At 63.8% G+C, this 16,327-nt stretch carries 17 protein-coding genes; 8 read left to right on the top strand and 9 right to left on the bottom strand.

The window, feature by feature from the left end; translation table 11 throughout:
- The first annotated feature begins 1 nt into the window (after window position 1).
- Window positions 2-613, top strand: coding sequence for a hypothetical protein (locus ACOZ4H_RS13350; RefSeq protein WP_424329738.1), 612 nt, complete (start codon window positions 2-4; stop codon window positions 611-613).
- Here ACOZ4H_RS13350 and ACOZ4H_RS13355 read toward each other — a convergent pair.
- The 4 genes from ACOZ4H_RS13355 to ACOZ4H_RS13370 form a co-directional block, all read right to left on the bottom strand.
- The gene (locus ACOZ4H_RS13355; protein WP_424329739.1) at window positions 594-974 is read right to left on the bottom strand and encodes a hypothetical protein; all 381 of its coding nucleotides are present in this window, start codon (window positions 972-974) and stop codon (window positions 594-596) included. The two genes, ACOZ4H_RS13350 and ACOZ4H_RS13355, sit on opposite strands and share 20 nt — an antisense overlap.
- A gap of 2 nt (window positions 975-976) precedes the next feature.
- Window positions 977-1,186 carry a hypothetical protein gene (locus tag ACOZ4H_RS13360; protein WP_424329740.1) on the bottom strand — a complete coding sequence of 70 codons (210 nt, stop codon included), beginning with the start codon at window positions 1,184-1,186 and terminating at the stop codon, window positions 977-979.
- A gap of 75 nt (window positions 1,187-1,261) precedes the next feature.
- Window positions 1,262-1,984 carry a methyltransferase domain-containing protein gene (locus ACOZ4H_RS13365; RefSeq protein WP_004962944.1) on the bottom strand — a complete coding sequence of 241 codons (723 nt, stop codon included), beginning with the start codon at window positions 1,982-1,984 and terminating at the stop codon, window positions 1,262-1,264.
- A 1-nt stretch (window position 1,985) separates the two neighbouring features.
- Window positions 1,986-2,381 carry a nascent polypeptide-associated complex protein gene (locus ACOZ4H_RS13370; protein WP_424329741.1) on the bottom strand — a complete coding sequence of 132 codons (396 nt, stop codon included), beginning with the start codon at window positions 2,379-2,381 and terminating at the stop codon, window positions 1,986-1,988.
- A 146-nt stretch (window positions 2,382-2,527) separates the two neighbouring features.
- On the opposite strand from ACOZ4H_RS13370, the gene ACOZ4H_RS13375 reads away from it, so the two are divergent.
- Window positions 2,528-3,478, top strand: coding sequence for an AEC family transporter (locus ACOZ4H_RS13375; RefSeq protein WP_424329742.1), 951 nt, complete (start codon window positions 2,528-2,530; stop codon window positions 3,476-3,478).
- On the opposite strand, the gene ACOZ4H_RS13380 is transcribed toward ACOZ4H_RS13375, so the two are convergent.
- Both ACOZ4H_RS13380 and ACOZ4H_RS13385 read right to left on the bottom strand, forming a co-directional pair.
- Window positions 3,479-3,931, bottom strand: a complete 453-nt coding sequence (locus ACOZ4H_RS13380) for a hypothetical protein (protein WP_424329743.1) — start codon at window positions 3,929-3,931, stop codon at window positions 3,479-3,481. It abuts the gene before it with no gap.
- 36 nt (window positions 3,932-3,967) lie between these two features.
- On the bottom strand, window positions 3,968-4,435 hold the full coding sequence (locus tag ACOZ4H_RS13385; protein WP_424329744.1) for a PUA domain-containing protein: 468 nt from the start codon (window positions 4,433-4,435) through the stop codon (window positions 3,968-3,970).
- A gap of 591 nt (window positions 4,436-5,026) precedes the next feature.
- Between ACOZ4H_RS13385 and ACOZ4H_RS13390 the strand changes: the two genes are divergently transcribed.
- Complete coding sequence (locus tag ACOZ4H_RS13390) at window positions 5,027-5,209, top strand: hypothetical protein (RefSeq protein ID WP_008310160.1); 183 nt, start codon at window positions 5,027-5,029, stop codon at window positions 5,207-5,209.
- Window positions 5,210-5,352: 143 nt separating this feature from the next.
- On the opposite strand, the gene ACOZ4H_RS13395 is transcribed toward ACOZ4H_RS13390, so the two are convergent.
- Window positions 5,353-5,850 (bottom strand): NYN domain-containing protein, encoded by a 498-nt coding sequence (locus ACOZ4H_RS13395; RefSeq protein ID WP_424329745.1) that lies wholly within the window; start codon window positions 5,848-5,850, stop codon window positions 5,353-5,355.
- A 173-nt stretch (window positions 5,851-6,023) separates the two neighbouring features.
- Between ACOZ4H_RS13395 and ACOZ4H_RS13400 the strand changes: the two genes are divergently transcribed.
- From ACOZ4H_RS13400 to dapB, 3 genes are all read left to right on the top strand, one after another.
- Window positions 6,024-7,640, top strand: a complete 1,617-nt coding sequence (locus ACOZ4H_RS13400; RefSeq protein WP_424329746.1) for a pentapeptide repeat-containing protein — start codon at window positions 6,024-6,026, stop codon at window positions 7,638-7,640.
- 256 nt (window positions 7,641-7,896) lie between these two features.
- Window positions 7,897-8,817 carry a 4-hydroxy-tetrahydrodipicolinate synthase gene (gene dapA / locus ACOZ4H_RS13405; protein ID WP_424329747.1) on the top strand — a complete coding sequence of 307 codons (921 nt, stop codon included), beginning with the start codon at window positions 7,897-7,899 and terminating at the stop codon, window positions 8,815-8,817.
- Entirely contained in the window at window positions 8,814-9,563 is a 750-nt protein-coding gene (gene dapB, locus ACOZ4H_RS13410) for a 4-hydroxy-tetrahydrodipicolinate reductase (RefSeq protein ID WP_424329748.1), read from the top strand. The genes dapA and dapB overlap by 4 nt, the downstream gene beginning before the upstream one ends.
- Before the next feature lie 380 nt (window positions 9,564-9,943).
- On the opposite strand, the gene ACOZ4H_RS13415 is transcribed toward dapB, so the two are convergent.
- Window positions 9,944-13,192: a glycoside hydrolase family 97 catalytic domain-containing protein gene (locus ACOZ4H_RS13415; protein WP_424329749.1), complete on the bottom strand. Its 3,249-nt coding sequence runs from the start codon at window positions 13,190-13,192 to the stop codon at window positions 9,944-9,946.
- 184 nt (window positions 13,193-13,376) lie between these two features.
- On the opposite strand from ACOZ4H_RS13415, the gene ACOZ4H_RS13420 reads away from it, so the two are divergent.
- Together ACOZ4H_RS13420 and ACOZ4H_RS13425 are read left to right on the top strand one after the other, a co-directional pair.
- The gene (locus tag ACOZ4H_RS13420) at window positions 13,377-14,207 is read left to right on the top strand and encodes a 2,3,4,5-tetrahydropyridine-2,6-dicarboxylate N-succinyltransferase (protein WP_424329750.1); all 831 of its coding nucleotides are present in this window, start codon (window positions 13,377-13,379) and stop codon (window positions 14,205-14,207) included.
- Window positions 14,208-14,469: 262 nt separating this feature from the next.
- On the top strand, window positions 14,470-14,997 hold the full coding sequence (locus ACOZ4H_RS13425; RefSeq protein WP_424329751.1) for a hypothetical protein: 528 nt from the start codon (window positions 14,470-14,472) through the stop codon (window positions 14,995-14,997).
- Between the two features lie 25 nt (window positions 14,998-15,022).
- Here ACOZ4H_RS13425 and ACOZ4H_RS13430 read toward each other — a convergent pair whose 3' ends face one another.
- A complete protein-coding gene (locus ACOZ4H_RS13430; RefSeq protein ID WP_424329752.1) occupies window positions 15,023-16,141 on the bottom strand; it encodes a polymer-forming cytoskeletal protein in 1,119 nt (372 codons plus the stop codon).
- Window positions 16,142-16,327: the final 186 nt, after the last annotated feature.

Here is a 16,327-nt window from a genome sequence, read left to right on the forward strand (position 1 = left end):
CGTGCCCACTGACCCCGCGTTCCCTGACGTGCCCACCGCCCAGTTGCGCGACGGCGGCTGGGAGCTCGTCGACGAGAGCGTCGAAACCGTCTTCGAGTTGCCGACGGCCCGCGTCGAGGGGGCAACGAAGGTGTACGACGCCGCCGAGACACGCGAGGCCGTCCGGAATGCGGTCGGGCTCGACCACCAGTGGCGGTTCTTTTTCGCGACCGCGCTGTCGTTTACCCCGCCGCTCGCGCCGGGCATCGGACCGGCGGTGATTCTCCCGACTGTCCGCTCGGAGGCCCAGTCGGCCTTCGCCGACGAACTGGCCGACAGAGGGTTCGAGTCCATCGAACGCGGACGAAGAGAACGAGTCCGCGTGGACAGCGGCGACCGGGCGCGGCTCCGGACCTACAGCGCCGAACTCGATCTCGACGCAGTCGACGCGACGCTGTCGATTACCGGCTGGGTCGGCGTGTGGCACAGCGACGGGTTCCGCATCGCCGCCGGTGCGTATCCGGACCAGTCGCTGTCGTCGCTGCTTGAGATTGAGAATCCGCCGGAAGTGCTCCGGCGAACGCCATCGGACTACCGGTCCGAACTGCTGGACCTCATCCGCGCCGTGGCATAAGCGCCAGGAGCGCGCCGTCGAGGAACAGTTGGATCGGCCCGAGACCGAGTCGTTTCGCGAGCGGACTCGGAACGGCGTCCGCGCCGAGGCGGGCGACGGGTGCCCCGCGAACGCGGATTTCAGCCGTCAGCCCGGCAGCAACCAGCGTCGCGGCGGCGTCCGTTCCCTCGACGGATCCGTCCCGCCAGAGATCGAGCGCCGCCCCGAAAGACGGCAGGTCGACGGCGACGAGGTCGTCGTACCCGCGGACGGTGAACGCGACCCCGTCCCGCTCGACGGTCAGATCGGCGTCGACGAGGAGGTCCGGCTTTCGCTCGATCAGGTCGAACAGATCACCGACCGTCTTCGCCGTGGCGACCACTGTCAGTCGTTATCGCGTGTCGTGATGGTCAGCGTCCCGTCGACTCGCCAGCGAGCGTGGTCGGCGTCCTCACCGGCCTTGCTCGGGACATCGACTTCCATGTCCTCAAAATCATACGTTATTTCGGCGTTTCGACCTGTCAGGCGGTCGTAGAGACCGATCGCAAGGTCAGGCCAGGTTGTCGTCTCCATCGGCGTCTCTGATTCGCTCATACGGTACAGTGTACGTGCTACTACATGTTTAAAGTCGACCCCAACAAGAGGGGTTTAGCAGACCGACAGAAGCCGTCAGGGTCGCCGCGCGAACGTCAAGTATCCGGTATGCCCGACGCCGCCGGTCGAGGGACGGGAGCCGCGGTCGTCGAAGTCCATCTCCCGCTGGATGGTGTCAAGCGTTTCGACGCCGTCGAGTCCGACCTCGGTGGCCGTTGCGACGACTTCGCGCGTGTTCTCCACGAACGGGGAGTACACCGCCAGCGATCCGCCGCGGTCAAGCAGCGTGGGCGTTCGCTCGACCACAGTGGGGGCGTCCTCGGTGTCGAGGGTCAGCACGTCAAACCCCGAGAGGTCGTCGAGATCGTCGGTGATATCGCCGGTTCGGACCTCGACAGTGTCCGCGACGCCGGCGATCTCCATGTTCTGTCGCGCTACCTCGGCGAACTCGGGGTCCTGCTCGTAGGTCACCACGTCAGCGCCGATGCGGCCCATGTACGCGCTGAGGATTCCGGTCCCGGTGCCGGCATCGAGAACGCGGTCCGCCGCGGCGACGCCGGTCTTGCCGACGACCAGCCCCACGTCGCGGGGCATCATCGGCGCGCCGGTGCGTTCGAGGTGGGTGAACAGGTCCGGGCCGCGCAACCGACGGACGGTGAAGCCGGTGCCCAGATGCGTCTCGACGACATCGCCCGGTTCCACGTCCTCGGGGACCTCCAGAATGCCGAGGTCGGACTCGAAGCGCTCGCCGGGGTCCAGCAGGTACTCGCGGTCTTCGTGGACGAAGAGGTACGCCACGTTACTCCAGTTCGTCGACCGCGTCCGCGAGGTCGCCGTCGTTGGCTTCGAGCGCCTCTCGCGCAGTGTCTTCGTCGACGCCGGCACGCATGGCGACGAGTTCGACGTCGTCCTCGTCGACGCCGGAGCTGCTGTCGCTCTCGTCCGAATCGCCCTCAGCCGCCGCAGCCGAGCCCTCACCGGAGCCGAGTTCGCGGCTCTCGGGCTCCCCGACGACCTGGTACGTTTTCTGGCCCTGGGCTTCCATGAGCTGGACCTCCGCGTCGTCGAAGACGAGTTCCTCGTCCGGGGTGCGGATAATTACTTCCTGCGCATCGATATCCTCCATATCGATGCCCATCTGTTCCATCATCTGTTTCATCTTGCGCGGGTTCATCCCGCCGCCTCCGCCAAACATACGTAGGACTGGCGGGGCAGGGCAGAAAAGCGTAGCGACCCGGGCTCGGGCCGGAGTTCGTCGCGGTACCGGTCGGTCGACCGGTCGAAACCGGCACGCTCCCACGGCTTCGTAACGGTTCTAAGGCTCGGCCGTCCATCCCCGCCGTGTCACTGCTGTCCATCTTCGCCACGGCCATCCTCCCGGTCGTCGTCGTCGCTGCGGCCGGCTTCGCCCTCGGCCGGGTGAAAGGCACCGACCCCGACGCGCTCAACACCATCACGGTGTACGTCCTCGCGCCCGCGCTCGTACTTCATAGCCTGACCACATCGGCACTGGCCGGCGACACGATTCTGAGTGTCGTCCTCGCTGTCGTGCTGTTCACCGCGGCGATGCTTCTCATCGCGGAGGGCGTCGGCCGCCTCACGGGGCACTCGGAACCGCTGCTCGGTGCGTTCGTCCTCGTCGCTATCTTTCCTAACACCGGGAACTACGGCATTCCGCTGGCGGATTTCGCTTTCGGCGCGATCGGGCGTAGTACGGCCGTCCTCGTGACCGCACTGCAGGGCGTGATGCTCTACACCGTCGGCATCTACATTGCCGCCCGGGGCAGCAGCGGCAGCCCGCTCGCAGACATGCGCCGCGTGTTCGGTGTGCCGCTCATCTATGCCGTTATCGTCGCACTTGCTCTCCGATGGATCGGTGCGGTGCCGCCCACAGACTCGACGGTGATGCAGACACTCGAACTGCTCGGCAACGCCTCGATTCCGGTGATGTTGCTCATTCTCGGCATCCAGCTATCGAACGTCGACGGGAACAGCGATTTCCGGTCAGTCGGCATCGCCAGCGCGTTGAAACTCCTGCTGGCTCCGGTGCTTGCGTTCGCCGCGGTGCTTGCCGTCGGATTCCAGAACCAGACGGTCGCGCGTGTGGTCGTACTGCTGTTGGCGACGCCGACCGGCGTGACGACGCTCATTCTCGTCGGCGCGTTCAGCCACGGGACCGGGGACCGCTCCCCGGGCGAACTCGTCAGCGCGACGGTGTTCCTGACGACCGTCGCCAGCGCGGTGACGGTGACGGTTCTCGTGTGGCTGCTGCAGTCCGGGCTCGTGTTGTGACTATTCCTCCGCGAAGATCTGGATCTCGTCCGCGTATATCTCTACGTAGTGGTTCGACCCCGCCCCAACGTCGAATTCCTCGATAGTGAGCTCGCGAGTCTTCGTTGGCCCGCCATCGACGGCGACGGTTAGCGTGTACTCACCGGATGAGTGGATCCCGGGGTCATACTCCACGGCTTCGTCAGCCGCCAGCGCCACCGTCTCATCAACCAGCGCTGTCCCGTCGTGCGTGAGGGTGACGGAGACGGGCAGGTCGCTCTCTGTAGGGTTGTGGACGACGAACAGAATCGAGTCGTCTGGGGGCGGCGTCACCGTCGGTGTTGGCGACGATTCCGCTGTGATCGTCGGTGATGTTGCTGGCGTCTCACTTGATGTCTTGGCAGATCCGCTGGGCGCGGCACAGCCAGTGATCGGGGAGAGCGCGAGCGCGGCGAGGAGCGTTCGGCGGCGCATATCGCTCGTCTCGAAGGGAGCAGCAAATGCTTTCTGTCAGTCCTCTGCGCCCTGCCGGACCTTCACGGCCATCCCCGTCTCGAAGTCGTCCATGCCGCTACCGGGCAGTTCCGCGCGGCCGACGGCCAGCAGATAACCGTCCTCGTGGACGACGAGCGCTTCGTCGCCCGGACGGAGGGTGCTGTCGGCCGACTGGACGAACTTCGCAAAGGCGTTGCGGCCCTCGCGGATGAACGGCTCGCTCTCGTCGCCGACGACCACGCGGTGTCGCGGCGCGTCGAAGGCATCGAGGAGTCGGCTTCCGCCAGCGAGCCCGAGCCGAAAGCGCCCGTCGTCACCGTACGTGGCGACGCGGCCGTCCGCAGTGTGGATCTGGCGCGGGCGGCCAGAGCTCGTGTGTGTTACGTCGAGGGCGTCAGCGCCGGCGAACAGCGCCGTCCCGCCACCGCCGCCGAACTGATAGTCGGCCGCGCGCCGGAGCCCACGGAACTCGTCGTCACTCATTGCCCGTGTTCGATGCCGGGCGATAAACCGCCTTTCGGTTCTGTCCGTGTCACCGTCCGGCGCATTATGAAATGAGAAGTGTGCCCGACCGTGGCTGCCCGAACCACGGCCGACCGAAATCGTGTGGCGATGTCGAATGCCACTCCCCCGGTCCGTTCCGAATCAACGGTCCGGCGCTATGGGTGACGGAGCCCCGAACCGGAATGCCGTTGGTTCGCTCCGTCAGTTGCCCCGGCCCGAGCACGCGGGGCGTGTGCCTCTGTATCCAATCCGCGGTCAGAGATCCGACCACGATGCCTGGAACTGCGGTGGGTCTCCGTCTCGCGTCTGTCCCGTGACGGCCAGCCGCGAGGGTGTACCGACAATCCTCAGCACGCTACAACGCGCCGTCTGTGACCCAACTGGTGGAGGGCACTACGAGGGGATGTATGTGCTGCTTCAGTGATGCAGGTGGGCTCCGAAGTACCGGGCTGCCGGGCTAGAGAGGCGGTGTATCTCAGGAGAGAACGTGAGCATTGATGCCTTGTCCCATACTTTCCTCCGTCGGTTTTGGGGAAATTTATACCGGATGACTTCCAAGTGAGGGGTGATATGGCTACAGACACGCGGAAAGTGATTCTGGGCGCGGCTCTGCTGGCAATCAGCACCGTACTCATTCTCGGTACAGGGGCAATCGACATCGGTATCCCGGCCGCTGCCGGAGCGCTGGCAGCGCTGGGGCTGGCCGCCGGAGCCCTCCTCGTTGGAACGTCAGAGGACGGTCGTCCGGTCTAACCGCCGAGAGAGTCTTTTGTTTCGACGGCAACCAAAACACGATTAGGTGTGATTCCGTCGAACTACAGAGAGCCGCTCCGGATACCATGGTTAGACCGGCAGGTGGGCACGGGGGTGGAGCGACCGCCCGAACACTGGTCCCGTTACAGCAGGAACCGGTCGGAATCGTCGCTCATATCGATAAACCCGTCAACGGCCGCTTTGAGGTCCTCCGAGGATGATTCCTCGAAGCCCATCGCTTCGACGCGACAGCCCTCGTGGCGGAGATACCGACAGACGCGAGCGAAGTCCCCGTCGCCGGTACAGAGCACCACCGTATCGACGTGATTCGCCAGCGAGACGGCATCGAGACTCATCCCGACATCCCAGTCGGCCTTCTTCGACCCGTCCTGGAACGTTTTGATGTCCTTGATTCGTGTCTCGAAGCCGATGTCGACCAGCGCTTCGAAAAAGGTCTCTTCTTCGGGCGAATCCGCTCGGATGACGTATGCGATAGCGCGGGTCAACTCGCGGTCAGCGACGGCTTCTTCCAGTAGTGCGTCGTAATCGATGTTCCGCGAGTAGAGACTCCGGGCAGTGTGATAGAGGTTTTGCGCGTCGGCCAGTACGGCCACGCGTTGTCCCGGGTGTGAGACAGTCATACCCGGATTTTTCTCCCGGACTGGGATAGGTTTTCGGGGTTTGGAGAGCGGCCGGAGCGTGTCGGACCGGCAGCCAGTCTGGCCGCAGCGAGGCCACTGTCAGACCGTGGTATGGGTGAATGGCACCGGGTGTTTTTTATCATGGTCGGATTACAGAGCGACGTGAGTGTGCCATGACGGCTACGTGTGGGTACAGCCACGACGTCTCCGGCGAGCGGTTCGATGATATCGACGGGGACAGGTGGGTCTGTCCGCGGGAGGCGCTGTCGGACGGTGAGCCATGTCTTTTCCATGCGAACCCGGACCACGTTGATGGGACAGCAGTGTGTGACCAGTTGCTCCAGGCAATCAACGAAGGGTCTGGACCGTTGCGCCTCATCGGAGCAAGCCTGGGTGGACTGGACCTCGATTACGCCGTGCTGGACGGGCCATCGAACCAGCCACTGGATTTGCGAGAGTCGACTATCACCGGGAGCGTGTCGCTCAGACACGCGACAGTTAAGATGCCGCTCCTGCTTCAGGGGAGCCACCTACACGGGACGCTGGACTTGGAGGACTCGGTGCTCACCCGACGTGTCGACTTCGGTGGCGCGACGCTCGCCGGGCGGGTCTCGTTTCGAATGGCGGATTTTCAGTCATGGCTCGACCTGGGCGGAGCGGAATTTCGCGGCCCCGTCTACGCGAGAGTAGCCCGCTTCCGGCGGGGCATCTACGGTGTCGATACGCTGTTTACCGACGCGGCTGACTTTCTCAACACCCGGTTCGACGACGTGGCCAACTTTTACCGGGCGACGTTCGAGTCCGGGGCTGTCTTCGACAGTTCGACCTTCACCAGCAACGCACAGTTCATCGAAGCGACGATAGACGCGCCGGCAGTGAAACTCGACTCCTCGAGTGGCAATCCGCGCTCCACGGCCGAGACACTCGGCGGTGTTGCACTGTCGATGAACAGCGTGACCTGTGAACGCGAATTCCGGCTTACCGATACCACACTGACCGGAGATATCACGTTTACCGGTAGCGACCTCGGTCGAGACCTCCGGACAGGTGGGTTGTCCACAGACGGGTCCGACATCGTCGTCGACTGCACCGGTAAGTCGGTTATCAGCGGCGTGGTCGGTGGTGACGCCGAATCGGTAACGTACGATATGACTGAAGCAGCCGTTGGTGAGGTCGAACTCGTCGACAACGCCGAATTTAGTATATTCTGCTTCGACGCCACGACCTTCGAAGGGTTCGATTTCAGTTCCTACAAGCGGGAACTCGCGGCCAACGACTGGCAACTACACGACGACGAGAGCGACTGGTCCCCTGAACAACTGGAGAATCTCTATCTCCGTGCGAAAAACGGAGCCAACGAGATAGGAGACAACCGGGCCGCTGCGGAGTTTTTTACCAGAGAGATGGACTACGTCCGTCGCGGCCACTGGCGGCGGATGGTCGAGACCTCGAGCCCGGTGACAGCGCTCAGAAGCGCCGGCAAGTGGATTTCCAACGTCAGCCTCAAGGTTTCCTGTGGGTACGGCGAACGGCCACTTCGACCCGTGTTTTTCTCACTCACCGTCATCATGCTGTTTGCGGGAGTGTACGGCGCGTTCGATGCCCCGATCACCTACACGAAGCCGCTCGGGTTCATCATCTTCAGTATCGTCAGTTTCGTTTCGATAATCCTTGGGCTCCCCGAGGCGGCTGGGACGCTACTGAGCTTCGTTATTGCCGTCGAAGCGTTCATCGGCGGATTCACCATCGCGCTGTTCGTCTTTACGCTCACACGTTCGATCAGTCGCTGAAGCGACGTTTCCGCCGGACGCGCTGTTGGACGAGAGCGCAAGCGCTAAGTCCCTCACGGTTGATCCAATAGATATGCGACGACGCGCCGCCACTTCGCCGGGACCGCTGACCGCTAGCCAGCGCGTCGTCTCGAAACCAAAGCGCAAACAGTCTTTCTGATGGCTCGTTGCGGGCGTAGCGACCCCGTCCCGGGCCGCCTTTTCGGGTATCGGCAGACCGGACAACCTAACCCACAGCGACACCACACACTCAGCAATGACAGCTATCGACTTCCGCGGCGTGTTCCCAGCGATGTGCACGCCGTTCCACCAGGACGGCAGTATCGACTTCGAAACCCTCCGAGAAGACGCCCAGCGGCTCGAAGCCGCCGGCGTCGACGGGCTCGTCCCCGTCGGCTCGACCGGCGAATCGGCGACGCTCTCACACGATGAACACATCGAGGTCGTCGAGGCGGTCATCGATGCCGTCGACGACGTGCCAGTTATCGCCGGCTCAGGGTCGAACAACACCAAGGAAGCGCTGGAGCTATCCCGGCGCTCCGCCGAGGCCGGCGCTGACGCCCTGTTGCTCATCTCGCCGTACTACAACAAGCCCGAACAGCAGGGGTTCATCGACCACTACACGACCTTGGCCGACGCCATCGACCTGCCACAGATCGTGTACAACGTCCCGTCGCGGACGGGACAGAACATCGAACCGGATACCGCGGTCGAACTCGCCGAGCATCCGAACATCCGGGCCTACAAGGCTGCCAGCGGCGACATGGGACAGATTTCCGAGATCATCGAACGCACCCGGGACGAGGACTTCGCGGTGCTGTCCGGCGATGACGGCATGACGCTGCCGATGCTGTCGGTCGGCGGGACCGGGTGTATCTCCGTTGCAGCCAACATCGAACCGGAGCGCACCTGCGCGATGGTCGGTGCGGGACTGTCGGGCGACTTCGAGCGCGCCTGCCAGATCCACCACGAACTCGGCCCGCTGTTCCGCGCGATGTTCGTCGAGACCAACCCAATCCCGGTCAAGGAGGCCATGCGGATCAGGGGCTACGGCCCGGCACACCTCCGCTCGCCGCTGACCCGATTGTCCGACGAGCACCTCGACCACTTGCGTGACGTGCTGGCCACGCTCGAAACCGAAGACCTCGAAGACGAGTACGCGGAGGCCGAGCGATGACGCGAGTGGCGGTCAACGGCATCACCGGGCAGATGGGTGGCGCCGTCATCGAGGCCGCCACCGATAGCGAGGTCGTGGTCGGCTTCGCAACCAGCGATGCGGAGACGGTCGATGGCATCCCGGTCGCCCACCCAGCCGATGCCGCCGAAAAACTCCGGGAGTACGACGTAGACGTCGTGGTCGACTTCGCCGTCCCCGAGGGCGCGCTGACCGTCGCCGAGGCCTGCGTCGACGCGGGCGTCCCGATGGTCGTCGGGACCACCGGCTTCGACGAGGACGGACTGGCTCGCCTGCAGGACGCCGGCGAGGAGATCCCGCTGCTGAAAGCGACCAACTTCTCGCAGGGGATTCAGGTCCTCCAGCGACTCGTCAGCGAGGCGGTCGCCACGCTCGACGACTACGACCTCGAACTCATGGAGACCCACCACAACCGCAAAGTCGACGCCCCGTCGGGGACGGCCAACAGCATCCTCGACGTGATTCAGGAAGAACGGGACGTCGAGCCGGTGTACGGCCGGGAAGGGCATGCCCCACGCGACGACGACGAAATCGGCGTGTTCGCCCGTCGGGCCGGCGACATCCGTGGCGAGCACGAACTCGTCCTGGCCGGCAACGACGAAGTCCTCTCGCTCTCACACCGGGCCGAAGACCGCGGCGTGTTCGCCGCCGGCGCACTCGACGCCGCGACGTGGGTCGTCGGCCGCGACAGCGGATGGTACGAGTTCGGCGACGTGGTCGACGCGTAGAACCGCGAGAGATACATACCTGATTATACGTCCTTGTATACTTCGGCCAATATTAGAATCAGCCTTATACGTCTCTCTGCGCAACGAATTTGTATGGCAACAAAGCAATCTGTCCAACTCCCCGCGTCCGATTGTCCCCACTGTGCGGCCTCCTTCGAAGCCGCGGCACCCCAAATCAGCATATGCCCCGAGTGTGGTTACATTCCGGGACACGGGTCAGACTGAGGCAACACGCAGTTGACAGACCTGAGAGGCAAGATACTGGCTGAAGCGGACGAATTCACCCGCGACCCGGTTTCGCCGCACGTCTTCCGGGCTATCGCACCGAAACGAAACTGCAAGCAGCGAAGATTATTGCCGGTAGGGTGACGCTGCGTGGCCTACAGTTGCTCGAAGGTCCACTTCTGGTTGTCGCCGCCGACGTAGCTGTACTGCTGGACGTTCGCGCCGTCGCTGGTCGAGGCGGCTTCAACATCCAGCGCTTTGCCGCTGTGGCGGGCCAGCAGTCGGTAGCTTCCGTCGGCGTTCTCCTCGATAGCCCACTGCTGGTTCTCACCGCCGGCATAGGCGTACTGCTGGACGTTCGCGCCGTCGCTGGTCGAGGCGGAATCGACATCCAGCGCCTTGCCGCTGTGGACCGCTTCCAGTTTGTAGTAGCCGTTTCCGAGGTCGGTGACGACCCACTGCTGATTGTCGCCACCGCTGTACTCGTACTGATGGACGTTCGCGCCGTCACTGGTCGAGGCGAACTCGACATCCAGCGCCTTGCCGCTGTTGCGGTTCCGGAGGACATACGCCTCACCGGAGACGATGTCGTTTCCGTCGCTGCCGTCGGACGGGAGGATGCGCATGGCGGTCCCGCCGCCCGCGCCCATGGAGATGCTGACGCTGTCGCCAGCCGAGACGTTGTAGTCGCTGATAACGACTGCGGTCGGGTTGTTGTCCACGTCGGCCTCGGCGGCGTCGGCGTACTCGGTGACCGTCCAGCCGTCGGACTGACTCGGCAGGAAATCGAGTGAGACAGTCAGGTCGCGGGCGGTGCCGTCGGTCATCGCCCCGAGGTACCACTCGTCGCCGCTCCGTTTCGCCGTCACGATGTAATCGCCAATCTGGCCGTCGACGGCGACCGTTTCGTCCCAGCTCACGGGGACGTTCTCGATGTAGTCGAACTCCGGCTCGGTGTCGTAGTTTTCGGCCGCTGCGACGCTGTCGCTGAAGTTGCTGTAGGCGGCTGGGAACGGTGCGCCAGCGCCCTGGTCGGTGACCCCAACGGTGTTGAGGTTGAAACCGCCGACATCGTTCGACCCGAGCTTGATGCCGATACGGTTCGTGCCCGCGTCGAGGTCAACAGACACTGTGTGGATATCCCAGGCGTCCCAGTAGCTCGTGAACGACGGCGCGAGCGTCTGTTCTGTGCCGTTAACGACGAGCGTCGCCTCGGGACTGCCGTTGTCCTGAACCGCTGTCGAGTTGTCTTCCTGATCGGCCGCGTAGCGCAGATGGAGGTCGTAGGTCCCGGCGCTGGGGACGTTTTTTACCGTGAACCGGACCGTCGCGCCGTCGGGCTCCCGGTTCGGGTCGACCGGGACGTAGTGCGCGCCGAAGGCGTTGCGCCATCTGTCGGCCGTAATCATGCCGTTGAGGGTGCCCGACGGTGCCTGGACGAACTCCCCGACCTCGAAGGACTCGTCGACGTAAGCTTCCATCCGGTCGGCAGCCATCTGGATACCGCCCAAATAGTTCGGGTACATCGCTAGCTGTTTGGCGCGCGTGGTCTGAATCTGGTCGCCCTCACTGTCGTTGAACGTGATGTCGAAGATGCCGGGCTGGTAGCTCGTCGGCCCGGCGAGCATCCGCGTGAACGGCAGGAGAACGTGGTGGTCGCGGCCGACGTTCGACCCCAGCGAACCGAACCCGTCGTACTCTTGGGCCTTGACGACCTCGCGAGCGGCGACGTTGGGGTACGTTCTGATTTCCCCGGTCGGTTTGATACCCTCGTGAATCTCCAGCATCTGCCGGTTCGAAGCGGCTTCCTGGATAACGAGTCGGTGGTGGTTGACAGAACGCTGGCAGTGCTGGTTGTGGCTCACCGTCGTTGAGTCGCTCGAATCACCGTACAGCCCGGGGTCGTTGACGTACCCGTTCTTGATTGAGCGAATCCCCTCGTTCTCGTAGCCACTGAAGATGCCGTCGTTCTGGATTTCGTCCTCGTAGTTGACGAGGTTCCCCGACGTCTCGTCGTGCATCGTCATCTCGACGGGGTTCGAGAGGCTGGCCCCGTAGCTGGTGACCTCGGGCACGTCGAAGTCCGGGTAGGACTCGGTCACGCCCATCTCCAGGTCGGTTCCGTCCTTGTTGGCCCCGTAGCTGCTCCACCCCTTATTCCAGCCCTCCGCGAGCACGCTGTCTATGCCGTGTTCACTGGAGAAGGCCATGTAGCGTTTCATCCGCTCGGTCCGGGCCCCGTGGATGTACTCTGCGGGGTTGTTGCCGTTGTTCTCGATTTCGCTGTCGCTCTTGTACTCCCAGTTGGCGCTTCCGGCAATCATCGTCCACCAGATGCCGGTGTACTTGCGGCCGTTCTCCAGCCAACTTGTATCGACAGTGCCATCGGAGTTCGTCGGGAACACGCTCCCGTCCAGTGGGTCAGCGAGCAGCGGAACCAGCTGTGATTCGACGAGGTCGCTCGGCGAGGTCCCGAGTTGGACGGTTCGCCACGGCGTGACGTGTGGGGCCGACGCCGACACCTTGTTGCCGTCCGGCAGCGGGGCCAGGTCGACGGCCATCTCTTTGCTCCCGCTGTCGGACTGTGCGGCAAGCGCCATCGTCGCGTAGTCCTCGAGGTTCGACTCGTGCACGCTGAGATACGTGCCGTCGCCGGCCTGCATCGTCACCGGCGTGTGTGCGCCGGCCCGCTTGACGTTGTTGTTGGGACTGGTGCCGTCGTCCGTCTCGATGACCTTGTCACCGGCCGGGATGGCACTCAGCGAACTCTCGGTGTACTCCTGTTCGAAGCGCGGATTCACGTACTCGTTCTCGATCCACCAGGCCGTGTAGTCGCCGCTGAAGTTGAACTCTGTCGTCTCGGAGCTAATGGTGAAATCGCCGAAGTCGCTGTCGAATGCGACCCGGAAGCCAAGCCCGTCGTTGAACACCCGCACCTCGATGTTCGCCGAGCGGCCGGGACTCGCCGTTTCCTCCAGCCCCAGCCGGAGGAAGTTGTAGTCCTCTGATACCGTTTCGAAGTCACCCCATTCGGGCTCCCACGTCTCCGTCTTGGTGCCGCTCTCGCTGCCCGTGACGGTGATGTCCGGTCCGGACCCGCTGACGGCCGTGCCAAACGCCGCCTGGTTCGCGAACTCGAACCCGATGGGAGACGGGTCGATGTACGTCGTCCCGCCGAACGCCACGTCGTACTGTGGGACGCCCGTGGACACGTCGACGGTCACCTCGATTGCGCCATCCGGAGACGCCACGCTCTGAACGTCGGAGTTGTCGCCGGAGGTCACCTGCGCAGCGACTTCCTCGGGAACCTCCATGGAGTAGGCTGCTGCCGCTACCAGCCCTGAGATGCCACTGAGGAAGTCTCGTCGATTCACCGAACGGTCGTGCCAATCGCCGTCAGTCATCCGGGTTGTAAATTTACAATAATCATAATAAACTTTTTTCTGAGTCAGTTGACACCCCCCGTCGGCGAGTTTAGCGTGCCGAAAATTGCCGGCTGCCAGCACGGCCCAGAGACAGAGATGTGCCGGGCGAGGACTGCGGTCGAAAACCACGATAAGTAATAGCGTCCATGAGAGATGGTTGGTCATGAGTTTGCAAGCAGATGTCGAAGCCCTCTGGGAGCGGAAACAGGACGGGCTGACGGCCGCCGAAGCATCCGATGACCATCTCGCCGTACTCGAGGAGTTCCTCGCCGCGCTGGAGGCCGGCGAAGTCCGGGCCGCAGAGAAATCCGGCGGCGAGTGGGAGGCAAACGCCTGGGTCAAGCAGGGTATTCTGCTGAACTTCGGCCTGCGCGAGACCGTCGCCCGCGAGTACGGCGGCGTCGACTACCACGACGTGCTCCCGCTGCGGGAGACCGCAGATCTCGGCGACCGCGGGACCCGTAACACGCCGGACGGCACGACGATCCGCCGCGGCGCGTACCTCGGCGAGGACTGCATCATGATGTCGCCCTCCTTCGTCAACATCGGGGCGTACGTCGGCGACGGAACACTGGTGGACTCCTGTGACACCGTCGGCTCCTGCGCCCAGATCGGCGAGAACGTCAAGCTCGGCGCGAACACGCTCATCGGCGGCGTCCTCGAACCAGTCGAGAACGCGCCAGTCATCATCGAGGACGAGGTGTCGCTGGGCGCCGGCTGTCGCGTCACCAGCGGCTTCGTCGTCGGCGAGGGCTCGATTGTGGGTGAGAACACGCTCCTGACACCGCGTATCCCCGTCTACGACCTCGTCGAGGACGAGGCACTGTACGGCGAACTGCCGCCGGAACGGCGCGCGTTCCAGCGCTTCGTCGACTCCTCGGTCGGCGAGAACGACCTGATTCCCGGCGGGGCGTACAAGCCCGCTGTGGTGGCGACCGATGTCGAGGAGGAGACGCTGGAAGCGACGGAGCGGGAAGACGCGCTTCGGGAGTAGCGAGGAATCGACCGTAGGGAGCTTCCTCGACGGAGCGGCGACCAGCGGGGGCCGTGGAGTAGCGAGGCGCTACGCGCCTCGAAAGCGAGCGGGGAACGGAGTGACCCGCGAGCAGCGAGGAAGCGACCACGGGAACCCGCGAAGCACGAGGAGAGCTAAAACCTGATTCTCACGGGTAATTGACGCTAGCGACCCTGTAAGGCCACGTTACCGACGCTACACTATCGGCTGTTATTTGGTACCATGGCACAAGTATATTCGTATGGGCCAGCAACACGCTAGCTCTCGCGTTGCGAACCTGATGCAGTTCAGATGGGCCGCCGGAGCAGTGAGCGGGCTGGGTGCCGGTATCGGTATGGGAGTCGTCTTTCATGCGGGCGCGAACCTCATGCCCTTTATCGGGGCGCTGTACGGGTGGCCCACGGTCGTCGGCGGGTGGGTCGTCCACCTGGTGAACAGCGTCTTTGCCGGGCTGCTGTTCGCGGTTGTCATCTCTCGGCCGATTCTGCGAGAACAAACGACCTCAACGGCGGAGACGGTGGCCGCTGGGGTCGTGTACGCGGCCGCTATCGGCCTGGTTTCGACGGGGTTCCTGTTGCCGGTCTCGATGAATACCCTCGGCGTCCAGTCGTTCCCGGAGCCACTGGTGCCGCTACCGGGGATGTTCGGGAGCTTCCTCGTTATCGTCTCGGTCGGCGTCGCGCATCTGGTGTACGGACTGTTACTTGGGACAGTGTACGCCGCGGTCAAGGGCTATCAAGTCCCGGACCTGGTTATGACTGAGGGGTAGCCGACGGTGGCGTGTCGCCCGGTTTTCAGACCGCGGTGGTGTCACCGCCGGACTCGTCAAGTGTCGTTTGTCGCCCCTCTGCGGAGTTCCCACGGCGCTGGTAGGACTCCCTGAGGGTAAGCGCCAGCGCGCCGAGGCCAAGTAGCAGCGCAAGCAGTTCGAACACCCATCCGACAACCGGGACCGCACCGAGGATTGCGAACCCGATGAGGCCAACAGCCAGCGCGAGCCAGCGGTTGTCACGGTCGGCAAGCGAGAGCGCCCACACTCCGACGGCGAACTGGCCATACACGGTGGCGACCCAGAGTGTAACCCCGAACGCGACAGCACCGACGAGCGACAACGGAATGCCCACGATCGTAATCAAGAGGATAACGAGGACAAACGGTACCGCGATGAGCGTCAGGATGCCGACACCGCCGGCTGTCGCCGGACTTTTGGCGATACGGTCGGCGACGCGTGACGAGAACGATGGAAAGACCGCAAGGAGGAGCGCGCCGAGCAGGAAGTTCGCGAACAGGCCGTAGACGACGCCGACCCACGAGGGAAGCGTGAACTGGTCGGCGTTCGGGCCGGTATCGGCACCAATGCTGTCGTCTTGGACGACGCTTCCGCTGACGGAAGCTCCGGGGTCGCGAGTGAACGACGCGGCATCGTACCGGAAATCACCGCCGACTGACGCTGTCGGTCCGAGAACGAGTTCCTCCGCGCCGGCAGTGACAGAACCGTCGACGGTTCCGTGGACAGCTGCGTAACCGGCACCCACGTCGAGGTCCCCGCCGATCTGTGCCGTTTCGCCGATTTCGACCGTGCCGCCGCCGACGCTCACGTCACCGATGACAGTTCCATCGATGCGGACGGTCCCCGCCGCAGCCTCGATATCACCGCCGATGTGACCGGTTTCGGTGACGTGGACTGTCCCAGCGACTGCGGCGATATCACCGGTTACCGTTCCACGGACGATTACCGTCCCAGCAACCCCTTCGATGCTGTCGTACGTCTCGTCAGGGCCAACGACAATCGTCCCGGCCGCGCCCTGGTACGACTGCGCAGCGGCGACGCCGGTCCCGAGTGAGAGGACGACGGCAAACGCTACCAGCAAAGCGACGAACCGCGGCCCACCCTGTGAGGCTGTGGTGACCATACGCCCTCCACTGTTGGAAGTGTAATAAACATGTACTGATACAGCAATAGACAGGACTGAGCGGCCGTTTCGGATCCGTCAAACCCGTATGGGGTTTCGTCCGACGTGACCGACAGGCGGTCTGAGAATACGGTGATCAGACCGTGAGTATCGAAGCGGAACCCTTGTTAGCCGCCGACGCTGTGG

It is taken from the genome of Haloarcula amylolytica (assembly GCF_049705545.1).
GTDB classification, from domain to species: Archaea; Halobacteriota; Halobacteria; order Halobacteriales; family Haloarculaceae; genus Haloarcula; species Haloarcula amylolytica_B.

Excerpts from the sequence above, each read along its gene's own strand:
- ACOZ4H_RS13360 (WP_424329740.1), bottom strand. The coding sequence starts at position 1,186 with ATGAGCGAATCAGAGACGCCGATGGAGACGACAACCTGGCCTGACCTT.
- ACOZ4H_RS13370 (WP_424329741.1), bottom strand. The coding sequence starts at position 2,381 with ATGTTTGGCGGAGGCGGCGGGATGAACCCGCGCAAGATGAAACAGATG.
- ACOZ4H_RS13380 (WP_424329743.1), bottom strand. The coding sequence starts at position 3,931 with ATGCGCCGCCGAACGCTCCTCGCCGCGCTCGCGCTCTCCCCGATCACT.
- ACOZ4H_RS13385 (WP_424329744.1), bottom strand. The coding sequence starts at position 4,435 with ATGAGTGACGACGAGTTCCGTGGGCTCCGGCGCGCGGCCGACTATCAG.
- ACOZ4H_RS13390 (WP_008310160.1), top strand. The coding sequence starts at position 5,027 with ATGGCTACAGACACGCGGAAAGTGATTCTGGGCGCGGCTCTGCTGGCA.
- ACOZ4H_RS13395 (WP_424329745.1), bottom strand. The coding sequence starts at position 5,850 with ATGACTGTCTCACACCCGGGACAACGCGTGGCCGTACTGGCCGACGCG.
- ACOZ4H_RS13400 (WP_424329746.1), top strand. The coding sequence starts at position 6,024 with ATGACGGCTACGTGTGGGTACAGCCACGACGTCTCCGGCGAGCGGTTC.
- dapA (WP_424329747.1), top strand. The coding sequence starts at position 7,897 with ATGACAGCTATCGACTTCCGCGGCGTGTTCCCAGCGATGTGCACGCCG.
- dapB (WP_424329748.1), top strand. The coding sequence starts at position 8,814 with ATGACGCGAGTGGCGGTCAACGGCATCACCGGGCAGATGGGTGGCGCC.
- ACOZ4H_RS13415 (WP_424329749.1), bottom strand. The coding sequence starts at position 13,192 with ATGACTGACGGCGATTGGCACGACCGTTCGGTGAATCGACGAGACTTC.
- ACOZ4H_RS13420 (WP_424329750.1), top strand. The coding sequence starts at position 13,377 with ATGAGTTTGCAAGCAGATGTCGAAGCCCTCTGGGAGCGGAAACAGGAC.
- ACOZ4H_RS13425 (WP_424329751.1), top strand. The coding sequence starts at position 14,470 with ATGGGCCAGCAACACGCTAGCTCTCGCGTTGCGAACCTGATGCAGTTC.
- ACOZ4H_RS13430 (WP_424329752.1), bottom strand. The coding sequence starts at position 16,141 with ATGGTCACCACAGCCTCACAGGGTGGGCCGCGGTTCGTCGCTTTGCTG.